The organism is Alteromonas sp. B31-7 (assembly GCF_015767655.1).
In the GTDB taxonomy this organism is placed as follows: domain Bacteria; phylum Pseudomonadota; class Gammaproteobacteria; order Enterobacterales; family Alteromonadaceae; genus Alteromonas; species Alteromonas australica.
The window spans coordinates 3,802,602-3,826,422 of sequence record NZ_CP065233.1; the positions used below are offsets into that span (position 1 = coordinate 3,802,602).

Annotated in this window: 19 protein-coding genes; 4 read left to right on the top strand and 15 right to left on the bottom strand. The window is 45.1% G+C overall.

Going from position 1 to position 23,821, the window contains the following annotated elements; translation table 11 throughout:
* From IUA53_RS16600 to phoB, 11 genes are all read right to left on the bottom strand, one after another.
* Entirely contained in the window at positions 1–609 is a 609-nt protein-coding gene (locus IUA53_RS16600) for an energy transducer TonB (RefSeq protein ID WP_044056047.1), read from the bottom strand.
* A gap of 3 nt (positions 610–612) precedes the next feature.
* Positions 613–1,020, bottom strand: a complete 408-nt coding sequence (locus IUA53_RS16605) for an ExbD/TolR family protein (protein ID WP_015066235.1) — start codon at positions 1,018–1,020, stop codon at positions 613–615.
* Between the two features lie 31 nt (positions 1,021–1,051).
* On the bottom strand, positions 1,052–1,570 hold the full coding sequence (locus tag IUA53_RS16610; protein ID WP_044056046.1) for a MotA/TolQ/ExbB proton channel family protein: 519 nt from the start codon (positions 1,568–1,570) through the stop codon (positions 1,052–1,054).
* A gap of 2 nt (positions 1,571–1,572) precedes the next feature.
* Positions 1,573–2,937 (bottom strand): MotA/TolQ/ExbB proton channel family protein, encoded by a 1,365-nt coding sequence (locus IUA53_RS16615; RefSeq protein ID WP_044056045.1) that lies wholly within the window; start codon positions 2,935–2,937, stop codon positions 1,573–1,575.
* A 13-nt stretch (positions 2,938–2,950) separates the two neighbouring features.
* Positions 2,951–3,709 carry a DUF3450 domain-containing protein gene (locus IUA53_RS16620; protein WP_044056044.1) on the bottom strand — a complete coding sequence of 253 codons (759 nt, stop codon included), beginning with the start codon at positions 3,707–3,709 and terminating at the stop codon, positions 2,951–2,953.
* Positions 3,710–3,863: 154 nt separating this feature from the next.
* Positions 3,864–6,560 carry a TonB-dependent receptor domain-containing protein gene (locus IUA53_RS16625; protein WP_044446183.1) on the bottom strand — a complete coding sequence of 899 codons (2,697 nt, stop codon included), beginning with the start codon at positions 6,558–6,560 and terminating at the stop codon, positions 3,864–3,866.
* Between the two features lie 99 nt (positions 6,561–6,659).
* Positions 6,660–10,733, bottom strand: coding sequence for a hypothetical protein (locus tag IUA53_RS16630; RefSeq protein ID WP_196897463.1), 4,074 nt, complete (start codon positions 10,731–10,733; stop codon positions 6,660–6,662).
* A 194-nt stretch (positions 10,734–10,927) separates the two neighbouring features.
* Positions 10,928–11,728 carry a prolyl hydroxylase family protein gene (locus tag IUA53_RS16635; RefSeq protein ID WP_196897464.1) on the bottom strand — a complete coding sequence of 267 codons (801 nt, stop codon included), beginning with the start codon at positions 11,726–11,728 and terminating at the stop codon, positions 10,928–10,930.
* 9 nt (positions 11,729–11,737) lie between these two features.
* Positions 11,738–12,712, bottom strand: coding sequence for a PstS family phosphate ABC transporter substrate-binding protein (locus IUA53_RS16640; RefSeq protein ID WP_052806583.1), 975 nt, complete (start codon positions 12,710–12,712; stop codon positions 11,738–11,740).
* Positions 12,713–14,014, bottom strand: coding sequence for a phosphate regulon sensor histidine kinase PhoR (gene phoR, locus IUA53_RS16645; RefSeq protein ID WP_044056039.1), 1,302 nt, complete (start codon positions 14,012–14,014; stop codon positions 12,713–12,715). It lies immediately after the preceding gene.
* Positions 14,015–14,097: 83 nt separating this feature from the next.
* Positions 14,098–14,787: a phosphate regulon transcriptional regulator PhoB gene (gene phoB, locus IUA53_RS16650; protein ID WP_044056038.1), complete on the bottom strand. Its 690-nt coding sequence runs from the start codon at positions 14,785–14,787 to the stop codon at positions 14,098–14,100.
* A gap of 202 nt (positions 14,788–14,989) precedes the next feature.
* Here phoB and IUA53_RS16655 point away from each other — a divergent pair, with 202 nt between their 5' ends.
* Positions 14,990–16,723: a sensor histidine kinase gene (locus IUA53_RS16655; RefSeq protein ID WP_044056037.1), complete on the top strand. Its 1,734-nt coding sequence runs from the start codon at positions 14,990–14,992 to the stop codon at positions 16,721–16,723.
* Between the two features lie 88 nt (positions 16,724–16,811).
* The gene (gene rdgC, locus IUA53_RS16660) at positions 16,812–17,723 is read left to right on the top strand and encodes a recombination-associated protein RdgC (protein ID WP_196897465.1); all 912 of its coding nucleotides are present in this window, start codon (positions 16,812–16,814) and stop codon (positions 17,721–17,723) included.
* Here rdgC and IUA53_RS16665 read toward each other — a convergent pair.
* Positions 17,720–18,289, bottom strand: coding sequence for a helix-turn-helix domain-containing protein (locus IUA53_RS16665; RefSeq protein WP_196897466.1), 570 nt, complete (start codon positions 18,287–18,289; stop codon positions 17,720–17,722). The genes rdgC and IUA53_RS16665 overlap by 4 nt on opposite strands.
* A gap of 185 nt (positions 18,290–18,474) precedes the next feature.
* Here IUA53_RS16665 and IUA53_RS16670 point away from each other — a divergent pair, with 185 nt between their 5' ends.
* Positions 18,475–19,626: a benzoate/H(+) symporter BenE family transporter gene (locus IUA53_RS16670; RefSeq protein ID WP_196897467.1), complete on the top strand. Its 1,152-nt coding sequence runs from the start codon at positions 18,475–18,477 to the stop codon at positions 19,624–19,626.
* A 34-nt stretch (positions 19,627–19,660) separates the two neighbouring features.
* Here the strand turns inward: IUA53_RS16670 and IUA53_RS16675 are convergent, their stop codons facing one another.
* Complete coding sequence (locus tag IUA53_RS16675; RefSeq protein ID WP_196897468.1) at positions 19,661–20,497, bottom strand: HDOD domain-containing protein; 837 nt, start codon at positions 20,495–20,497, stop codon at positions 19,661–19,663.
* Positions 20,498–20,808: 311 nt separating this feature from the next.
* Between IUA53_RS16675 and IUA53_RS16680 the strand changes: the two genes are divergently transcribed.
* Positions 20,809–22,506: a dipeptidyl-peptidase 3 family protein gene (locus tag IUA53_RS16680; RefSeq protein WP_442859015.1), complete on the top strand. Its 1,698-nt coding sequence runs from the start codon at positions 20,809–20,811 to the stop codon at positions 22,504–22,506.
* A 107-nt stretch (positions 22,507–22,613) separates the two neighbouring features.
* Here IUA53_RS16680 and IUA53_RS16685 read toward each other — a convergent pair whose 3' ends face one another.
* Positions 22,614–22,982, bottom strand: coding sequence for a histidine triad nucleotide-binding protein (locus IUA53_RS16685; RefSeq protein WP_044056032.1), 369 nt, complete (start codon positions 22,980–22,982; stop codon positions 22,614–22,616).
* A gap of 35 nt (positions 22,983–23,017) precedes the next feature.
* Positions 23,018–23,818 carry an undecaprenyl-diphosphate phosphatase gene (locus IUA53_RS16690; RefSeq protein WP_044446169.1) on the bottom strand — a complete coding sequence of 267 codons (801 nt, stop codon included), beginning with the start codon at positions 23,816–23,818 and terminating at the stop codon, positions 23,018–23,020.
* Positions 23,819–23,821: the final 3 nt, after the last annotated feature.

Sequence of the window (23,821 nt, forward strand, 5' to 3'; positions counted from 1 at the left end):
TTACCCGTCAATTTGGAAGGTAATACGGTTTTGCACACCCGATACTTCTGTGGCTTCCCCGTTTACCACGCGAGGCTTATATTTGAACTTCATTGCAGCATCAATCGCCGCTTGCTCAAATATACCTTGGGGATTGGCCTCTACCACTATAGGGTCTCTCACCGCGCCTTGCTTAGTTACCGTAAACTCAACAATAACAAATCCCTCAATACCACGTTGTAGTGCACGTCGTGGATACACGGGGGCAACTTTAACAATAGGTAGATACTCGCCATCTCCCGACTCAAGCGCTAACCCGCCTTCTAACGAAATATCGTCGCCCACGTCAGCGCCAAAATCCATTGACGTACCTTCCGCATTTGGCGTTGGAGAGTCCATCTGTGGCTGCTGCATTTGAGGTGGCGGCTGCTCAGGCTTAGGTGGCTTTTTCGGTTTGCGATCTTTTTTCTCTACTTGCTCATCCTGCTTAACCCTTACAAAGTCAAGCACGCTTCCCTTTGGCGGTTCCGTTAAGGCGCTGCCACCCATCTTGATCAGCGACTGCATCAAGAAGAACAGGCCCAACGTTATCGCAAGGGATATAACAAATGCGATTATATATCGTGGCATGATTTATGGCTCTTGAGCTGCAATCGAAACATCGTAAACACCGGCTGCGCGCGATGCATCCATTACCTTAATAAGGGTTTCTGTTGTGGCTTTTTTATCAGCCTGGATAACAACAGTGCCTTGCGGGTTTTCAGCGTGAAGACGTTCAATGTTCGCTTGTACTGCACGAACATCAATGCGACGCTTGTTGATCCAAATCTCACCTTTGTCTGAAATGGCGATAAGGATATTAGCGCGATCCTTCTTCACAGCCGTGGCCGCTTCTGGGCGGTTAACATCAATACCCGCCTCTTTTACAAACGATGCAGTCACGATAAAGAAGATCAACATGATAAATACAACGTCCAGCATGGGCGTCATGTCGATGTTTGCTTCTTCCTCATCGACTAAGTTTTGAAAGTGCTGCTTCATAATAAATACCTTACCTTAATGCCCAGTGGCATTAACGTTGAATAACCAATGCATCCTCAAGATGCGTGCGTTCTGACTTCACTGTACGGTTCAACCATGTGGCCGCAAATACGCCTGACAGTGCGCCGACCATTCCAGCCATAGTGGGGATGGTGGCTTTCGATACACCTGATGCCATAGAACGCGCGTTTCCTGAACCCGCAATTGCCATTACATCAAATACTTCAATCATGCCGGTTACCGTGCCCATCAAACCAAGGAGAGGGCAAAGTGCAACCAAAGACTGAATAATCGGTATACTTCCATTTAAACGCATAGTTAGCTGTGAAATCGTTTTCTGACGGACTTGCTTAGCAAACCATGAAGAGCGGTCTGAACGTGCTGTCCAGCTTGCCACCGCTTCACTTTTTGCTTTTTTATGCCAAACCATCAGATACATGGCACGCTCGAGGATTAAAAGCCACATAACGAATATCAGCAGACCGATGACCAGGAGAACCTGGCCACCTGTTTCTGTGAAATCGCGAATTGCTTCTAGAAACTCGATCATGATTAGCCTCGCTCAGCGCGCTCTGCAATAACGCCAGACGCTTGTTCTTGTAGGATGTACACAATGTTCTTTGAACGTGTGTTAAGCATTGCATATAGCAGTGTCATTGGAATCGCTACAACAAGACCGAGTACTGTTGTGACAAGTGCCGTTGAAATACCACCAGCCATTAGTTTCGGGTCGCCTGTACCGAACAAGGTGATGGCTTGGAAGGTGTTAATCATACCGGTTACCGTACCAAGTAGACCCATCAGCGGTGCGACCACTGAGATAATCTTAATGATAGTGAGGTTTCGGCTAAGCTTAGGTACTTCACCTAGAATTGCTTCGGTTAAGTGAAGTTCTAATGCTTCAACGTCGGCATTGGGATGCTCATCACGTACTTTAAGCACTCGACCTAGTGGATTATTTGTTTTTACTTCAGTGCTCTTAAGCTGGCTGTTAACTTTCATTCGTGTAATAGAAAGCGTCACTAAGCGTTCTAGGGCAAGCAGTAAACCAAACGCACCAACGATAAGAATGATGTAACCAACCACACCACCTTGCTCTACACGCTCTTGTAAGTTAGGTGCCTGAACAAGAAGGCCAAGGATTGAACCACCTGTTGGGTCGATACCAAATTGCACTAGGTCGCCACTCGATGCCTGAAGTTCTGCAGCTGAGTCGTTATAACGGTCAGCAGGCTGACGAATAAGCTCAGAGACTGTACCTGTTACTCCATTATATTCTAGGTATTTACCGTCAGAAACCAGAGCAAAAGGACCTACGCGAACCACTTCTTTGTTCACTTTCTCACCACCGGCTTCAACTACGTCAGTTGTGAATTTAGTCACCTTGCCTGATTCAGTCATTTCACGCTGCATTTCAAACCACACGCGCTCAATTTCTTCAATAGACGCAAGCTTCGAGCTTGACCCCATGTCTTGTGCCATTTGATCTAAGAAGTCTGCGCGACCTGGGATTTGCGCTGAAACAACAGAGTTATAAAATTTATTTTTGGTGTCGCCAGCAATTTGCTGTAGTACACCGAACAGTTCTTTCAATGAACCTAAACGAGTATCAAGAGCACCGTTCAAATCAGCCAGCTTAAATTCATTTTCTTCAAACTGAGTTTCAAGCTGCTCAGATTGCTTAAGCATTTGGTCACGTTGAGCGCGTGTTTCACGCAAAATACGGTCTTGCTCAGCGCGTTGGGCAATAAAATCTTGCTCACGTTGTTTGTTTTGCTGTGACTGGGCAAATTGACCTTCTTCTAACTGCTTAAGAAGCGCGTCTAAGTCCATGGCACGGTCACTTTGTGCAAAAGCACCTACGCTGATACTAAGGGCTGCTAGACCAACAGCGATACGTTTTACTGTATTAAACATTCTCATCAACCTCTTAGTCTGTAATTGCAACTGGCAGCATTAGTAAGTCTGGGGCAAGTTGCTTCTTCGCCATGCGCAGACCTTTCGTTATTTGTGTACGGTAGCCACTGTCTAGTTCTTCCCACTGACGAGTTTGCTTGTTCCACACACCTTGAGAACTTGCATCACGGGTTTGATAGATAAGTGCTGTACGACCAAGGCGTAAAAATTCAACATCACGTTCTTTGCCGTCGATGGAGTGAATACCGCTGTATGCTTCCATTGTGCGACCGTAGTCCATTTCAACTTGATACGCTTCCATAACGCGGCGGAACTTTTCAGACGCGGCCACATCTGCGCGGTCCATCATAGCCTTAAGGTCGGCAACACGATTGGCACGCTCTTCAGGTAAGAAAGGTACGTCTAGCGCAATAAACTGTTCTAGACCGTCAATCATACGAATCATTAACGGCGTAATTTGACGCTCAACAACAGACACTTCATCAATTGCAGCGTTCAGATCTGCCATTTCTTGTTCTTGGCTATTGATCTGCTTACGAAGCTGAGTGTTATAAACCTCAAGGCCTTCGATTTCTTTCATCAATGTTTTGAACTGCTGAAGTTTGCTATCGATTTGATCAGTGATGCTATTGATCTTCTCTTGCGACTTCGCCGCTGATTCGTTTATTTTCGCTGCCTCATCGACAACGGGTTTTAAGACTTCATCGTCTTGTGCCAGTGCTGGTGCCGCCGCTAGCGTACCTGCAACAAGCAAAGCATTGATAAGCTTCATACATTCAAACCTTTAAAGTTAAAAGAAATCGGTTTAATCCGACTATAAATTTCTGCGCGTAGGATAGGGTTTTTCTGTGACAGTTTTATTACGAAACTGTCATAAAGCGTTACTAACGAAAAAGCCCAGCTAAATAGCTGGGCTTGAAGATGAATTAAAAGTCGTACTGCACGCTAGCACTGATTGTAGTGCCAACGGTTTCTCGACGAAGCAGTAATCCCTCTTGCTCTATCTCTTTATCTTCACCCAGTAAGTTCTGGAACTTGAATTTTACTGTGGTGTTGAAATCTGGATAGTAGGTATATACCACATCCAATGAGTGGAATGGATTCTCGATACCGTCTTCAAATCCACGCACACCCGGCGCGATAATGCGCTCACCAAAGGCGTTATAAACTAATGATGCTGAGTGCTCGCCATTAGAAGAGTCCCAACCCATTTGAATATTTGCTACCCATTCAGAGTGGCCCACTAATCGACGTTGATCGTTAGTGATTGTCGCAGTAATCGTACCGCCGTACGCCTCTCGAGCTTGTTGTGAGAACAACGAATCTTGGTCGTCGCTGCCAATGGTCACTTCTGAATCAGATAACGTCATGTTGCCTGAGATAAAGAAGTTAGACAGTGAATCATCCACAAAGCTTAAATCATGCAAGAATTCAAACTCGATACCGTATAGCTCGCCTTCTTCACCATTCGCGGTAAGCAGCTGAGGAACACCTTCACCGCCATCGAATTGCACCATCTCAATAGGATTTTCCATATCTTTATAGAATAGCGCTACAGAGATATTGTTGCCTTGAGACATGTACCATTCCCAACGAAAATCCACATTAGTTAGTTCAGTTTCAACCAAAGAGGGTGAACCACGAACTAAGAATTCCGTTAATGGGTCGATAAAGAATGTTGAGCTAATATCACGTAAATCAGGACGAATTACGGTCTGGCTTATATTCAAGCGATACTGTGTTTCTTCGCTAGGAATATAGGTGAATGCCAACGATGGAAGAATATCGTCTTCAGCGTAAATCGTGTCCGCAATCTCTTCAATAGTATCTGCAAACTCGTTTGAATGTTCTACGTAAGGAATAGACACTTGCTGGAATTCTTCCCAACGAGCACCACCACTCACGCGGAACTTCTGATTAAAGAAGGCATCAACCATGAAATATCCCGCTGTAAGCTTGCTTGCTGCAGAATACTTATCACCTTCACCAGTATTGTCCTGGAACAATGAACTACCTGTAGAGCTTACATAGAAATCCGGATTGTAGATGTTGTCTTCAGTGAAGATCTCATCAATGCGCGAACCTGCTTTCAAGTCATCGTCAATGGCAAAGTTTCTGATGGCTAAATCGATGTTGTTTCCGTCACGGGTCTTTTCGAAATAATCGAAACCCGCTTTTACTTCAATGTCGTAACCTTTACCAAAAAATGGCGTTGACACGTTGAAGCCGTAAGTATCAGAGGCATCGTCTAGCATCTGATATTGACGGTTAATGTTAGTCCCTGGCGTATCATCTAAACGCTCAAGCTCTAAAGCGCCACTGTCATCGTAAAACTGTTGGAATGTCACTTCTAAGATGTCTGGCGCTTGACGTGATGCACGGCTCGTCCCTGCGTACCAATCAAAAAACACACCGTTTCCTAACTGAAGAAAGTTGTGCGTTCCCTTTAACTGTGACGACACCATTTCACGTTCTTCGAAGATAATGTCTAAACGACGGAATTCTTCAACGCCATCTACCGTTTCACTGTCATCATAATATGAACCATCACGCAAACGATCACGCATGTCATGGAGGATCATATTGACCAATTCGATTTTGTGGTTACTGTTGTACTCGTAACCCATATTGAACATTCCGCTCCACGTCACGGTTTGTTCTGTTGAGGTCATGTCACGATATTTAGTGAATCTCGGGTTTTCCTGACCACCACCAATATCGTTGCCCAATTGCTCTTCCGTCACACGCCATTGGTTACTATAGGCAATTGTTGCTAGGAAACCCAGTACGCTTTCGTTGTCAAAAACGTAGTTATTACCTAATGTCGCGCCTATGTTGAAGTCTGGATCTACAGACTTTTCATCTGGGCCAATATCCCAGTTAAACGCGTTTAGGATATCTTGGGTTTCTGCTAGCGTACGTGAAGAGTCCCCTTCAAATCCTTCAGAACCACTCTCTGCTAAGGCAGAAGAAATGATAGAAGGCAAGCCCCGTGTACCGTCATCACGACCGGTCCAATCATCACCACCGCCTGAGTAGAAATAGCCATCATTACTATTTTCCGTATTCCACCCTGTACCACCAGATAACTGGAAGGTAAATTCTGATGGAATAGTTTTAGTCCGGATATTCACGTTACCACCACCGAAGTGGCCAGGCATATTCGGTGAAAATGACTTTTGTACATTTAAACTTTCAATGATGCTGGATGGGAATAAATCCAGCGGAACAACTGAGCGCGTAGGATCTGGACTAGGAACGGTCATACCGTTTAGCTGTGTGCTTGAATAACGCTCACCCAAACCACGTACGTAGATGAATTTACCATCGACTAACGTCAAACCAGTCACACGACGAAGCGCAGCGGCTGCATCGCTATCACCAGTACGAGAAATTTGTTCCGCACCTAGAATATCTGCAACGAAGGCTTGGTTTTGTCGCTCCTGAAGAACGGCTGTTGCTGTGCCTTTTAGTCGCGTTCCTGTGGCAACAACTTCTTCGATAACTTCATCTTCAGATTCTTGTGCTATTGCCGAAAATGGAAGTGCGCTTGCGCCAAGAATGGACGCGATTGCCAACGACAGTCCACCGACTTTAAACGCTGACGTTTGTTTATTTTTCATTTTGGAAACTCCTGAGGAACTGTAATCGGGTATGCCACTTTCAACACAAAAGCTAAGACGCATTCACGTCTTAGCTTCCACGTTACTCGTTAAGGCAAATTAGTCTTCAAGACCAACTGTTACCCAACCCAGTGTCCAGTCAGACTCACCATCGAATGCGCCTTGGAAATCAGTGCTATCAAAGAAGCTATCCAATGTTGATGCATCGAAACCTGAGCCTAATAGTGCTGAATCGCTACCAGGCACATAGCCTGTTGAATCTAGGCTTAGCGCTGCGGTGTCAGCTAATACACTGTTACCGTCCTGGGCTAAGAACCATGCTTCAGTAGTGTCAGTGCCGATGGTATCAGAACCAAATGCGCTGTCAGAGCTACATGCAACCGTTGAATGTGTCACAGTCAGTTCACCTGCATCAGCATTGGCAATTGATTCGTCACCGTTCACACGTAGACAGTTGCTGTAATCTGCACCACCAGTAACCACCAAGTTTTTGATTGTACCTGCTGTACCGTTACGAAGACGTACGCCGTTTGTGCCATCAGCACCGATGATAGTCACGTTCGATACTGTTGGTGTAGTCAGTGGTGTCCAAGATGGGTTGTCTTCGTTGTTATCTGCTTCGAAGGCATTGTCGCCACCGTCAGCTGATTGCTTGATAACCACGTACTGTGCGTTACCCGTCCAACCGAAAGACCAATCTAGTGAGTCATCACCAATGGCAGTCAGTACCAAGTGGCTTACGCTCACTGTGCCACCGAAGAACTCAACACCGTCATCTAGGTTTTGGTGAACTTGGATAAAGTCAACTTCAGTACCGCTACCTACACCTGCGAATGAAATACCGTTAAGTTCATCACCTGCCGCTAACGCTTTACCAGCGTGCTTAACCACGACATAACGAAGAGTACCTGAACTGTCTTCAGAATCAGCACCGCCATAGAGGCCTGCGTCACCTTCAGCAGCCACACCACAGCTGGCTAGCTCAGCATCTGACGTATCTGCGTCATCACCTGTGTTACATAGGTTAGTCGGTGCATTACCTAAAATAACCAAACCACCCCACTGACCGATATCGGTTTCGCCACCCGTCATATCCTCAGACGAAGTGAAAACAATAGGTAGTGTCGCTGTACCTGAAGCTTCAATTTTAGAGCCGCGACGAACCACTAAGAAATCGTCACCGTCTTCACCGAATACGGTAGTACCACGTTGTATATAAAGGGTTGCGCTATCTGCGTTGTCTTCACCGACTGCAGTGCGGCCTTTAAGTACCCAGTGTGCGTCGTTGGTTAACGATACATCAGTAGTAAATACTGTGTCAGCAGCGAGTTGGTAAACTGGCTTATCAGTAATAGACGCAAAGTTAGCAGATACGTCTGTTGCAAGACCTTGCTCAAATGCACTTGTTACATCTGAAGGAATGGAATCGTTAACCGCGACAGTCCATCCGTCCATCCAGTTGTTGTCGCCATCGAATGCACCTATGTAATCTGTTGCAGCGAAGAAGTCATTCACTTCAGAGGCATCCGCGCCAGCACCCAGTAGTGGTGAACCAGAGCGTGGTGTGAAACCGTCAGTTGAAAGCATTAGTGCATCAGCTGTTAATACGCTGTTGCCATCTTGACTTTCAAACCATGCTTGCGTAGTGCCACCGTTAATGGTGTCAGAACCGAAGTTTGCATCTTCTTCACAAGCAACAATTGAATTTTCAACGGTAAGCGTACCTGCTTCAGCGTTTGCAATTGACTCGTCACCGTTTACACGTAAGCAGTTAGAGTAACCTTCACCAGCCGTCACCACCACATTGTAAAGTGCGCCTGCCGTTCCGTTACGTAAACGAACACCGTTTGTGCCGTCTGCGCCCACGATAGTCACGTTAGAAATAATAGGCGTCGTCAACGGCGTCCATGCTGGGTTGTCTTCATTGTTGTCGGCTTCGATAGCGTTATCGCCACCCGCGGCAGACTGTTGGATGTACACGTTTTGTGCATTACCTGTCCAACCGAAAGACCAATCTAGAGAGTCATCACCAATGTCAGTTAGTACAATGTTACGTACGCTTACCGTACCACCGAAGAACTCAACACCATCGTCCAGGTTTTGGTGAACTTGGATATATTCCACTTTAGTGCCTGAACCGATACCCGCAAATGAGATACCGTTAAGTTCGTCACCAGCCGCTAATGCGCGACCTGCGTGCTTAACGACAACATAGCGAAGCGTACCTGAGTTATCTTCTGAATCGGCACCGCCATAGAGACCTGCATCACCTTCAGCAGCAACACCACAGCTTGCTAGCTCAGCATCTGATGTGTCAGCGTCATCACCTGTGTTACACAGGTTAGTAGGCGCATTACCAAGAAGAACAATACCACCCCATTGACCAATCGAGGTTTCATCACCCGTTAGGTCTTGAACTGAAGTGAAAGTAATTGGCGCAGAAGCCGTACCGCTTGCTTCAATCATTGAGCCACGACGAACCACTAAGAAGTCATCACCCTCTTCACCGAATACTGTTGTGCCCTGTTCAATGTAAAGCGTTGCACTGCTGTCGTTATCTTCACCCACCGCAGTACGACCTTTGATTAGCCAGTAAGCGTCGTTTGTAAGGGTTACGTCAGAAGTGAACGTTGTGTCATCACCAAGTGCGTATACCGGCTTATCTGTTAGCTCTGGGAAGTCGCTAGATACGTCAGTTGCTAAGCCTTGTTCAAATGCATTTTGAACATCACTAGGGAAACCGCCGTTTACACCCACAGTCCAGCCAGAAGTCCAGTCCTCACCATTAGGGTCGAATGCACCGATATAGCCGCTACCGCTAAGCGCAACAGGCGATGAAGACGTTGGGAAGTAACCGTTGTCTTCAAGCATTAAATCAGCAGGCGTTAATACGCTGTTGCCTTCTTGGCCTTCAAACCACGCTTGGGTAGTGCCACCGTCGATTGTGTCTGAGCCAAAGTTGTTGGCCGGCGTTTCACAAGCCACAATGGAATCAGTAATGGTTAGTTCGCCAGACTCAGCATTAGCGATAGACTCATCGCCATTAACACGCAAGCAATTTGACGCGGTTGCAGAACCCGTCACTAATACATTTGATAGCACGCCCGCAGTACCGTTACGCAGACGAACACCGTTTGTGCCATCAGCACTGACGATAGTAACGTTTGAAACAGTCGGCTTAGTAAGCGGTAACCAAGAAGGGTTATCTTCATTGTTATCTGCTTCAATCGCGTTGTCACCGCCGTCTGCTGATTGCTGGATATAGACGTTTGTTGCGCTACCTGTCCAACCGAATGACCAATCTAAAGAGTCATCACCGATATCAGTAAGTACAACGTTACTTACGCTTACCGTACCGCCGAAGAATTCGATACCGTCATCAAGGTTTTGGTGAACTTGAATGTAGTTTACCGTCGTCCCTGAACCGATACCTGCGAATGAAATACCGTTTAGCTCGTCGCCAGAAGCCAGTGCTTTACCAGCGTGTTTAACCACAACATATTCAAGAATACCTGAATTGTCTTCTGGGTCGTTACCGCCGTAAAGGCCTGCATCACCTTCTGCAGACACACCACAGTTAGCTAGTTCGTCATCTGACGTTTCAGCGTCATCACCTGTGTTACATAAGTTGGTAGGTGCATTACCTAAAAGAACCACACCACCCCATTGTCCAATAGAGGTTTCTTCACCAGTTACGTCTTGGATAGAGGTCATAACGATGGGGTCTGAAGCCGTACCGGTTGCTTCAATTTGAGAACCACGACGAACTACTAAGAAATCGTCACCGTCTTCACCGATAACCGTAGTACCTTCTTCAATATAAAGTACTGTGGAATCTGAGTTATCGTTACCTACCGCGGTACGGCCTTTAATGATCCAGTGCGCATCATTGGTCAGTGTCATTTCCTGAGTAATAACAAGGTCGCTATCTAGGCGATAAACTGGCTTATCTGTAATAGCAGAGAATTCACTAGAAGCATCTGTTGCAAACCCTAGTGAGAAAGGAGTATCCACGTCAGGGGTGGTAGGCGTAGTTGGTGTAGTGGGAGTTGTTGGTGTAGTTGGAGTTGTTACAACTTCATCACCTTCGTTAATAACGATATCGCCGCCGCAGCCTGCAAGAATAAGTGCAGTCGTGATTGCACTTACCTTAAATACATTACGAAATTCCATTAAATTCTCCAAGGTTCTAGTAGTATGGATTTTTAGGTTTCGTAGAGAGTAAATGACATGGGTGACATTTTTGTTACAAAAGGAAAATCTTTGGAATTTTATTGGAACTTTTTGGAATTTAAGCTAACCCGATGATCGAGAAAGAATTTCTCAATCAACTTCAGTATCTTATTGAAAAAGCATGTCCCTCGCCGTTAGTTTTTTGTACGAAACCACTTGGTTATGACAGTTTTATTACCGTCTGTGACAGGCTCAGCGAAATGAATACTATTAAGATTTGGTTGCCCATCGTACAAGAGGTTATTCCAAAATAGTGCCTTGCCGATTTTGGGTTTGATTGCGAGTTTCAACTTAGTAAATCGAGTATGCCCCCCATCACAATCTTCGTTCAGGTAAATCATACAGGTCCAACTTCTTTGCCCTCGTGCAGCACAATGGGCTTTATACTGCGGCGTGCCTGGGGGGAAAAAGTCATAATGTGGTTTGTAATATTCCCCCACGTTATAATGCTGCGCTTGAATAACCTCTTTCTCACCTACCCCTAACTGCAGGGCGTTAACAATCTTAGTATTGATTGCCTCCACTAAAGGGTTATTCAAAAATGCGAGTTCACAGGTAGACGAGGTACGAATATTGTCAGAAGACGCAGCACCTGCGAGTTTTGACGGCGCTAGCTTGTCTTTTGATAGCTGAATAACACCCTCACATTCCTCTTTCGTTAAAAAGCCGTCAATGGCATATAACTGTATTCTATCGTCAGAAACCAATTTTTCAGCGTTTGGGTTGTTGATTATTGCTGCGTTTGCAAGGGCGCGATAAAATTCACTCTCGTGTGAAAAGGCAATATTCGGGGGGAGGTTACTACCTAAAAGTGTGCGAATAACGGAAGGAACAAAACCATTTTCATAAAGTGTTTGCGCAATAGACACGGCGTTTTGACCGCTAAGTAAGCACTTAACCACCCAACTTTTCCATTCTGGCGCGACGTTACTCATAACCTGATGTCACTCTAAAATTCGTCGCTGACGCACAAGGACATCTTCACGAATAGGAAAATAGCCATCTCTCACCACCTGCTGCTGCCCTTGTCTAGACAATACATAGCGCAGAAATTCCCGCTCTAACGTGGGCAGAGGTTCACCCGGCTTTTTATTCACTACCAGATAAAGGAAGCGAGCAAAAGGGTATGACTCGCTTCTCACTGTATCGATACTTAAGGGCGTGAGCGTATCCATGGTTTCCCCCAAGGGCAAGGCCCTTACGCCCGCTGTTTTATATCCATAAGCAGCGTATCCCATGGCACCTTCACCAGATGCAACAGAGAGCACAACTGACGCAGAACCGGGTTGTTCGTTAACCGTGTTGCTGAAATCGCCATCACACAAGGCGATAACTTTGAATAGCCCATAGGTTCCAGATACGGAATTACGACCATATAAGCGTATAGGGCCCTGAAATTCTGGGGCCGTTAAGCCCAATTGTGACCAACGCTCGATATTGCCATTCCCACCACAGTATTGGGTTTCAGAAAAAATCGCATCAACTTGCTTTAATGTTAGCCCTTCCAGCGGATTTCGTCTCTCTACAAAAATCGCTATGGCATCCATAGCCACTTTCAGCACCACTGGCGGATACCCATGTTTACGCACAAAATCTCTTACTTCACTGGGTTTTAATTCACGGCTCATTGGGCCAATGGTCGCCGTCCCCTCAATTAGGGCTGGGGGAGCAGTAGACGAACCGGATGCTTGAATTTGAAATCCAACTTGCGGATAAAGCGCTTTAAACTCTTGAGACCAAAACGTCATTAAGTTGGCGAGAGTATCTGAACCTACAGAGGTGATTTTTCCAGCGACCCCGGGTTGGCGTTCATACTCAGGGACATCAATAGGCCTATTTTCAGGGGCGGATAACGCGATATGAGAGACACAGAAGAACGAAAAAAAACACAATAAAGATGTAACACGCCTTGACCACATTTACTCTTGCTCCGCAATGAGCTCTTTATCTAATACGAAGGAAAACTGACTGCCCTCGCCCACCGTACTGGTAATTTCTAGACGAGAATTATGATGGCTTAATACATGTTTTACAATAGAAAGCCCCAAACCTGAACCGCCGGTTTTTCGCGATCTTGCCTTATCGACGCGGTAAAAACGTTCTGTTAGTCGGTTGAGATGCCCAGGCTCAATGCCTTCGCCGTTATCAACTACGGAGAAGCGAGCACCTTGCGGCGTACTTTGCCAATGAACGTTTATTTCGCCTTTTGCAGGCGTATAATGCACCGCATTGAATACCAGGTTTGAACAGGCACTGCGTATCTCGGTTTCAACGCCATAAACTTGTAAATCTGGTGCAACATGAAACCGGATAGTATGCTGCTTTTCTTTATTGAGGGTGTTGGCTTCTAGCTCTATCTGCTTTAACACCGCAGGCATGTTCACTACATTTTCATAAATACGTTCAGAGCTTGCTTCAATACGAGAAAGTACAAGCAAATCCTCAATAAGATTTTGCATACGGTGGGTTTGCGCAGTCATCTCTTTCATGGCTTTTTGCATAAAAGGATCAGCGTCTTCGTCCATCGGTATTATTTCTAAATAACCGTTTATCACAGTAAGCGGTGTACGTAATTCGTGAGACACATTGGCCACGAAGTCTTTACGCATTTCTTCGAGCTGCGACACCCGAGTGATATCCCTGGCAATTAACAATAAGTGTTCTTCGCCATAGGGCATTATGCGGTATTCAAAGGTTTTGTTCGGATTGGTGGGTGACGGCACTTCTATTGGATATTTAAAGTTACCAGCATGAAAATACTGGATAAACTCAGGATGACGTAGCAAGTTATCTAATCGCCTGCCTGCGTCTTGCGGCCACTTTAAGCCTAGGTCGAGACGTGCCAAACGGTTGCACCAAATAATGCAAGCTTTAGAATCCACCACAACTGCAGCATCAGGCAGGGCTTCCGACCCTTCTCTAAAGCGCTTTACCAGTTCCCCGAGTTCTTTACGTTTATTTCTGTTTCGGCGTTGAAGATAATAAATACCTTCATAAATATGCTCCCACACCCCTTTCACCATAGGCGGAGACATTTTTCGACTGTGCCACAGCCAACGATTTAATTTATATAAGTGCCAATAATTAAACAGCAGTAGTAGTGTCGCGCCTATTGCGATGGCTAAAAGCATATCATCGATGTACCACCCGATTAGCGCGAATACCAACAGGTATAAAACTAATCGAAGAGAGCTTCTCAACCAGGAGAATGGGTAATACATAATAAAAATAGGCCTAAAGAGGAGAAAACAATTGCAGGTTTAGGCGCTTGCGCCCCTAAACCAAAATAACAAAACCTAACCGACTATAATTTGGTAGAAAACCGATAACCGGCTCCACGCACTGTCTGAATCATAGCATCATGACCATGACGAGAGATAGCTTTGCGTAGGCGTCTTATATGTACGTCAACGGTTCGATCTTCAACATACACATTTGTTCCCCAAACATTGTCGAGCAACAACTCACGGCTATATACACGTTCTGGGTGCGTCATAAAGAAGTGTAACAGCTTAAATTCCGTGGGCCCCATATCTAGAGGTTCATCGTTAGCCATTACACGATGAGAAACAGGTTCTAACTTGAGCCCGTTAAATTCGATTGGTTCTTCATTAGACGTAGGCGTAACACGACGCATCACGGCTTTAATTCGCGCAATGAGTTCTTTAGGTGAAAACGGCTTGGTAACGTAATCATCAGCCCCTGCATCTAATCCACGAATTTTATCTTCTTCCTCACCTCGTGCGGTAAGCATAATAACGGGGATATCACGAGTAAACTCATGTTGCTTTAGGCCCTTTGCCAATTGCACACCGCTGCCGCCAGGTAGCATCCAATCGAGTAGAATTAAATCTGGGTAAGGCTCACAAATTTTTTCTTGTGCAATATCGAAATCTTCAGCTTCAATAATATTGAAGCCTGATTGCTCAAGCACAAATTTAAGCATTTCACGGATGGGCGCTTCGTCCTCAACCACCAAAACTGTTCGAGACATTGTTGTTTTCCTGCTCATCACAAATCGCCGCTATTATTCATGTGCTCTATGACACTTTTATTAAAACGATTACATTTATGTGTCAACTTGTTTATTGGTACATAAGCTAAAGTTTAAATTCACCTGCTTGTTTATTCATTCTTTTATGCATATTCTTGGCTATAGCGTAAACGGATATTTTAACATCGGAGCAGTTTTATCAATGAAGGCCATTAAAACTGGGTTATCAAAAAAATTATTAACCAGAGTGCTTTCTGTTTACTTCATTCTTACTGTCATCGTTACTGTAGGCCAAATATTTACCGAATATTTAAGTACCAAAAATCATGTTGAAGGTGAATTACAAACCTTAAAAAACACCTTCTCATCTAGCCTAACTCGTGCATTGTGGGAATTGAATACCGAACAAGCCCGCTCTATCGCCGAGGGCCTTCTTGAACTGCCCATCGTAGAGGGCGTGCAAGTACGAGGGGAAAACGGCAATTTTGTCGCAGAGTTTGGCATTAAAGCACAACGAACGAGTAACACGGTACAAGAAGCGGTCATTGAAGACCATTCAGGGGGGTTATTTAGTTATACCTTTCCGCTTATTTTCAAATTTGCTGGCCGAGAATCTACCGTTGGCGACGTCACTTTATATTCAAGTTTCGATACTATTTTTGGCAGAATCGAAGTGGGCATTTTCTTTCTAATCGGCAATGCGATTTTAAAAACCACCTTTTTGGTTTTTTTATTCATGACCGCCTTTAGAAATATGCTTTCTGAGCCATTAGGCGAAATTACGCAGCAAATGGAAAGCTTCGATCCACAGCATCCTGAAGACAGCAAACTCGTCATACGAAAAGTCGATGAGTGTGAAATATTACAGCTAAAGGAATCATACAATCAGGTTATCGACGACTTAATCGCCTCGCATTCGAAACTTAAGGGCACCCAGGAACAACTTCGACATGCGAATAAAAAACTCGATGACCAAAACCTAATTTTAGAGCAAGAAGTCGCTAAGAAAACCGCGTCACTTTCGCAAATTATGTTGGATTTAGAACAACAAAAAGATGAATTAATTGCCAACCAAAGAGAGTTGAGGCAGGAAATAGAAAATCGCCGCTATATTGAGGATGAACTTCGCAAACGTAATGATGAGATCGCCAGCTCTATGGAGCATTTGCAATTAGCGAAAGATCAATTAGTCGATTCGGAAAGAATGGCCTCTTTAGGCGGGTTAGTGGCAGGTATAGCTCACGATGTCAATACACCATTGGGCGTAAGTGTTACCGCAGCCAGCTTTTTACAAGAACGCTTAAATAATGTGAAATCAAACTTTGAAGATAAAAGTTTAACCACAAAAAACATGGCAAATTTTATTGATGAAGCTGAGCAAACCACCCATCTACTGCTGACCAACCTAAACCGAGCATCAGAGCTGATTGCCAGCTTTAAACAAGTTGCGGTAGACCAAACAAGTGACGCTGTACGTGAGTTTAATTTAAATGACTATTTGGCTGAAATTGTGCAATCCCTTAAACCGAGCTTCAAACAAACCCACCATGTTATTAAGGTAAATTGCCCCCCTGATTTAGTCATACGCTGCGCTCCGGGAGCGATTGCACAAATAGTCACAAATATGGTGATGAATTCATTAGTGCACGGTTTTGAGAGCACCAATGAAGGGGTCATTTCACTTGAAGTCACCCAGGCAAATAACGAAGTTGCCATGCTTTACCAAGACAATGGCAAAGGGCTATCTGAGTCGCACCTAGAAAAATTGTTCGATGCTTTTTTCACGACTAAGCGCGAAGATGGCGGAAGCGGCCTGGGTACGCACATCATATACAATTTAGTGACCCAGTCTTTGTCAGGGCATATTGAGGCGCGCAGCGAACCTTACCAAGGGCTAACGTATAGCATTCATTTCCCCACCGGCCTTGGCGCCTAACATTCACTATCTGGGGCGCATTTTGCGTTGCGAAGCAGCGGCTTGATTGGTACGCTTGCGCCCCGTTTTGAAAAGAGACATCCCTATCATGTGGTTCAAAAACATAAAAGCTTATCAAATTACCCAGCCTCTCTCGCTGAACGATGAAGACTTAGAAAGCGCATTACAGGCTCAAGCCTTTCGCCCTTGCGGTAGTCAGGATGTTGCTACTATGGGCTTTGCGTCACCATTTTCACAGGCCGGAAAACAGGGTGCGATGTTTCACTGTGTGCAGCAGCGCTACTGGATAACCGTTAAAAAACAAGAAAAAATCCTCCCTGCGGCTGTGGTCAATGCAGAACTTGACGAGATGGTGGCGAAAATCGAAATGGAAACGGGTGCGCCGGTAGGTAAAAAAGCCAAGGCCGATCTCAAACAAGAAATACAAACCCGATTACTGCCACAAGCCTTTACTAAAAACAGCTACACCCATGGCTTTATTTCCCTTGCCGATAACCTGGTGGTTGTCGACGCCTCAGGAGACGGAAAAGCCGAAGCCTTTCTGGCCCTTGTTCGCAAAGCGATTGGCTCCCTTCCGGTTGTTCCTTTTGCTCGCCATAGCTTACAGTCAGAGCTTACCCATTGGCTAACTGACAATGCGCCAGACGGTATTGGGTTATTAGAAGAAGCAGAGTTTAAATCAACGGATGACTCAGGCAGTATTATCCGCTGTAAGAATCAACCGTTAGACAGTGACGAGATTAGCATTCACCTTGATGCTGGCAAGCTGGTTCAAAAAGTCGCGTTTGAATACCAAGAGTCCCTTACCGCTGTGATTGCAGAAGATGGGTCCCTCAAGCGAGTGAAATTTACCGATAGGTTGAAAGAAGAAACCGATGATGTGCCTAAGGACCAAGTAGAAGCAAGGCTTGACGCCGAGTTTGCGTTAATGTCTGCAGAAGTATGTACCCTAATGGGCTTTTTGCGCACGGCATTAAACCTTAACGAAGATAACCTTTAGTTCTCATTTTTCGATGCATTTGGGTAATGGATGATAGTGAGAAAACGGGTTTTCCCTACTTTGTCTTCGTACCTATGAGGTTGGTCTGCGTCAAACACCCATTGCTGACCAGCCTCTATAATATGCCATTGCCCCTTGGTGAATATTCCCAGTCTACCTTCCAACACATGAATATGTTCACTCACACCTTTCTGATGCGCGGTAGACTGCTGTTGGTGTAGGGCGGTAAGTGTAATGTCGAAGGCTTCAAATTGTTTTGATTTATCGTAAGAAAACAGCGTTTTTACATGCATGTTAGGGTCGTAAATCGAGCCTTCACCTTCTTCAATTGAATGGCATGATTCTGCTGTTAAAAAGGAAGAAAAAGAAACCTGTAAACCCGTGGCTATTTTCCATAACTTGGCTATTGTGGGGCTAGATTCACACCGCTCAATTTGCCCGAGCATGGCTTTAGATACCCCGGTGAGCGCCGCAGTTTTGTCTAACGACAATCCCCTTTCTTGTCTTATTGCTTTTAGCCGCTCTGAAATACGGTAAGCAAACACTTCATCTTTTTTATTCTTCATTCTACCTGCCAATAAATTGCATTAGATTAGTCACTCTTAGCCCACCGTTTTACCTGTATTCGAACGCCGCTAAGGCTAAGGTGCCACCCATCACTTGTGCGTTATAGCGCACAAGTGATATAGTAGCAATCTTGTACGTTATAACGCACAACGATATAACTCAATAAAAAAGGGACCGCCCCAGAATGATTCCGTCTTTTTCACTTCGTCATGTCACAGCTGGGTTTACCGCGGTGGTGGTTGGGTATAGCAGCGCTATTGTCATTGTGATTGATTTAGCCCGAAAGGCCGGCGCTAACGACGATATGATCATTAGCTGGCTGTTAGCACTGGGCTTGGGGATGGGAGTTTCTTGTATCATTTTCTCCTGGCTGACCAAAATGCCTGTAGTCACGGCCTGGTCTACCCCAGGAGCCGCCTTTTTAATCGGTAATGTAGGAGATTATACTTTAGCAGAGAGCATAGGTGCGTTTGTTGTGTGTGCGTTACTCTCACTGGCCACCGCACAAAGTACACTGTTACTTAACGCCATAAAGCGAATTCCTTCTTCGATTTCATCAGCATTGCTGGCAGGCATACTGTTGCCCATATGCTTAGCTGTGTTTGTTGACGTAGGCAACCACCCTTTTATTGTTTTTCTCTATCTTGCGGCCTACATTTTGGGTAGCTTATTTTTCGCCAGATACCTCATGCTGATGCTTTTGGCACTGTCCATTGTCGTCAGTTATTCATTGCAAGGCACCATAGATATCCACTTCACCCCTCCAATTCCAGTGTGGGTAACACCTACATTTTCTCTTTCTGCGACGATTGGGTTAGCTATTCCTCTTTTTATCATTACCACCCTGTCGCAAAATTTACCCGGGATCGCTATTCATCATGCTCACGGGTATACGCCCCAGCATAAGCCGATTTTAAGCGGAATTGCACTGATACAATTAGTGTTAGCCCCCTTTGGTGGTTTTACTTTCAATTTAGCTGCCATTACCGCCGCGTTATGCATGGGCAAGGACGCAGACCCGGATAAGAATCAGCGCTATAAAGCCGCAATAATGGCTGGCTGCGGGTATTTACTGATGGGGGCGCTAGCGTCTTTGGTGGTGGTTCTGTTTGTGGCAATGCCTGTGGTGGTCGTGCATTTGTTGGCGGGGTTAGCGTTGTTAGCCACACTAAAAACATCTCTGGCACAGAGTTTACGCGATGAGCAACACCGTCATGCGGCACTTGTCACCTTTTTATGCACAGCATCTGGCTTTACGTTCTTGACCATTTCCTCCGCGGTATGGGGGCTTTTACTCGGACTTATTTTGTTGTTTGTAGAAAGGCGGCAAAAATAACCTGGGTTATCCTTGCCACCATAACGACGGAAAGCTAGGCAAAAATCTGTCTGGCCGCCGCAGAAAGCTCTGCAAATTCGTCTGAGTGTAGTACCGCAATATCGTCTACTACATCCCGCTGAACGGCAAGGTTTAACACCGCATCTTTTTGACTGTCCATGGAGCCAGCCAGAGCCGCTCCCACTCTTACGAAATCAACGTAAGACACGTTTTCTGGTATAAAACTCAGATCTTTACAGTGCTTCGCAACATCCACAAAGACATCGCCAAACGCCCATTCACGCATGATACTTGCGCCAATTCGGCCAGATAACTTATCAATCGCCACTTCTAAAAAAGTGGGGTTAGCAAATACCTCAGGGTGCCTTTCCGCTTCCGTTAAGATGGGCAGCACACCGATATTGTGTACGAGAGCCGCTAGCGTCATGGCGTCCATGCTCATCTCTCGGTTTTTCGTTCGGGCGATATAAAGCTGTAAAACGGCCATGGAATTAGCAACAACATTGACGGTGTTTTTCCATTCTTCTTGTAGATAGCGCGCGACCACGTCATTTTTTGAAACAAACAGTTGTTCCATGGCTAAGGCTGTAGAAATGTTCTTTATTTGTCTAAGCCCTATACGGGTGACGGCTTGGCTAATAGAAGCAACTTTGACACTGCGGCCCATATAAGCACTATTGGCAATTTTTATCATTCTTGCGCTTAAGGATGGGTCTTGGCCAATGACTTCACCCATGCTGTTTAGGTTAATATCTGGGTTATCTGCCGCCTTTCGCACTTTCAGTGCAATAGCGGGAAGCGTGGGAAGTACTAGTGTGTCATTGTTGATTTTCTCAACTAATATAGTTGAAAGCGCGTTCTGTGTAGACATAAACCTACCTTTTTAAGTGTGCCGTACCGCCTCATCGGACAGTATACGACTGCTGCCTGCTGTTAAATATCGATCGACTCGTTTAAGGTGATCAAATTTCCGTGACTATTATAAGCTTACTTTTTTCCACTCGACGCGTCCAAAAAGAAAAGCACTGTTTTTATGATAGCAGGAATACTCCTGCTCAATTATGATAATGCCAGTTGTATAATTATTGTTATTAAACATAAGACTAAGCTTAGACAACCAGGACGGGTTTGCCGAATAATTTACGGTAATTTTTTTAGCATTAACTAACGATAGAATAAATGATGATATTTAAAAAAACGATGAAAGCATATGCCCCTTTATCTCTCGCTTTAGCAGTAGCTCTAGCCACTAGCGGTTGTGGTAAGACGCCTAGTCAAGTGACAGAGTCGAGTAATGATAGTGCCCAACAGGAAGCCGCTAGACTGCTGGTAGACCCTTCTAGGCTCAATATTTATCATCCTGTTGAATTAAAAAGTGACCTTTCACATTTAAGTGATAATCAAAAGACCATGGTGAGCTTGCTGATTGATGCAGCGGAAATCATGGATGACTTATTTTGGAAGCAAGCTTTCTTTGGTGATAAAGCCACTTTTTTAAACAGCTTTAACAATGAAAACATCCGTCATTTTGCCGCTATAAACTATGGTCCTTGGGACAGGTTAAACGGTGATGCACCTTTCTTGTCTGGCTATGATGCTAAATCTCACGGCGCGGAGTTTTACCCCCACACTGTCGATAAAGCCACACTCGCCAGCGCAAATATTAGCGATAAAACGAGCCTGTATACGCTTATCAAAGAAAACGAAGCAGGTAAGCTTGTTTCAGTGCCTTATTCGGTTGCCTACAAGCAATCGCTTTCAAGAGCAGCGGATATTCTACGCAAAGCAGCGACATTCGCTGACAATCAGGCTTTTGCTGAATACTTAACTTTGCGTGCCGAAGCGCTGGTGACAGATGAATATTTTGAGTCTGACATGGCGTGGATGGACATGAAAACCAATCCTATTGAATTGGTTTTAGGCCCAATAGAAACCTATGAAGATCAATTGTTCGGATACAAAGCTGCCTTTGAAGCTTATGTCCTAATTAAAGATCTCGCATGGAGTGAGAAGCTAGCAAAATACGCAGCTTTCCTCCCAGAGCTGCAGCAGGGTTTGCCCGTGGCAGAAGAGTATAAAGCGCAAATGCCCGGTTCTGACGCCGACTTAAATGCCTACGATGTGGTTTATTACGCGGGGCATTCAAATGCGGGCAGCAAAACCATTGCAATAAACTTACCCAACGACGAACGCGTTCAGCTAGAAAAAGGCACTCGCCGCTTGCAACTTAAAAATGCGATGCAGGCAAAGTTTGATCATATTCTAATGCCTATCGCGCAAACTCTGATTGTGCCCGAGCAGCGTCAGCACATTACCTTCAACGCCTTTTTCGCCAATACTATGTTTCATGAGGTCGCTCATGGTTTGGGAATAAAAAACACGCTGAATGGCAGCGGTACAGTTAGGCAGGCCTTAAAAGAGCACGCGTCTGCGCTTGAGGAAGGAAAAGCCGATATTTTAGGGTTATATATGGTGCAGAGCTTACTTAAAAAGGGCGAGATCACGGAAGGCACATTAGAAGATTACTATGTGACGTTTATGGCAGGGATTTTCCGTTCAGTTCGCTTTGGTGCATCAAGTGCCCATGGAAAAGCCAATATGATCAGATTCAACTTTTTTGCCCAGCAAGGCGCTTTCGAAAAAACACCAGACGGGTTTTATCGCGTCAATATGGTGAACATGGGCGCAGCAGTAGAAGCACTGTCTGAGCTTATTCTTACCCTTCAAGGTGATGGAAATTATGACGGCGTAGCTGAACTTGTCGATACGATGGGCGTGATAAAACCGCAACTTGCTAGTGATTTAGCAAAACTTGAAGCCGCGAATATCCCTGTGGATATTCACTTTATTCAAGGAAAGGACGTGCTTGGTTTAAGCTAGAGACCATGCTACCTATCCATTTTGCCAACAGGCTCGCCAGTGGCGAGCCTGTCTCATATCAAGACGCTTCCCACTTCCTAACGACTTAGGCGGCGACAATGTTTAACTTACTCCAGCGGCTTCGCTTTGTCGGTGTAAGGAGGCCACCCCATAAGACGCCCAGCTAAAACATGCAAATGTATATGGTAAACCGTTTGGCCGCCAAACTCGTTACAGTTCATTACCGTACGATAGCCCTGTTCAGCAACACCGAGCTCTGCCGCCACCTTGGCAGCTACGTAAGACAGGTGCCCCACTATTTCTCGGTCTTCTTCTGCAATATCATTAATGGTAGCAATAGGCTTTTTAGGGATAACAAGAAAATGAACCGGTGCTTGTGGATTAATGTCTTTAAACGCAAGCGATAACGCATCTTCATATAAAATGTCGGCGGGAATGTCTTTATTTATAATTTTGGTAAAAATAGTCTCTGACACGTTTTATTCCTTCAAGTACTCTCGTAGGGTTTTCCCTACACAAAAACGAACCATAAAAGCAGGGCGCCCAGCAATAGCCGGTAAATGACAAAAGGCAGCATACCGATGCGGGAAATCCAGCTTAGGAAAAGGTAAATACATAAGTAAGCACTAACAAATGAGAAAGCAGCACCATAGAAAAGTGCAGCCCAATCAACGGCCTCTTTCGCTTGCAGTAAATCCCATGTTGCCAACAAGCCCGCTCCCAAGATGACGGGAATAGATAATAAAAACGAAAACCTGGCACAGCTTTCCCGATCTAGCCCCATGAGTAATCCAGCCGTCATGGTAATACCTGAGCGAGACGTGCCTGGAATTAGCGCCAAGACTTGAAAACACCCAATAATGAGTGATTGTTTTAATGTTAGCGAGTCTAATTGGCGTGTGTGTTTTGCTTTGCTGTCGGCATACCAGAGTAACAGTCCAAATAAAATCGTTGTGGCTGCAATAACAAGTGCCGTTCGCGCATTTTCTTCTATCCAGCTCTTGGTCAAAAAACCAATAATCACCGCCGGTATGGTCGCCACAATCACATACCACGCCAGCTTACTGTCGGTGGTCTGATTTCGGCTAAACCCCTTGGTTAACCAAGCCACGGTCATCTGACTTATTTCTTGCCTAAAATAAATCATGACAGCCAACAAGCTACCTACGTGTACGGCCACATCAAATGCTAAGCCTTGACTCACCCAACCAAATAATTCTGCTGGCAGCAATAAGTGACCCGAGCTACTGATGGGCAAAAACTCCGTAATTCCCTGAATCAACGCAAGTATTATTATTTCAAAGAGTGTCATTCC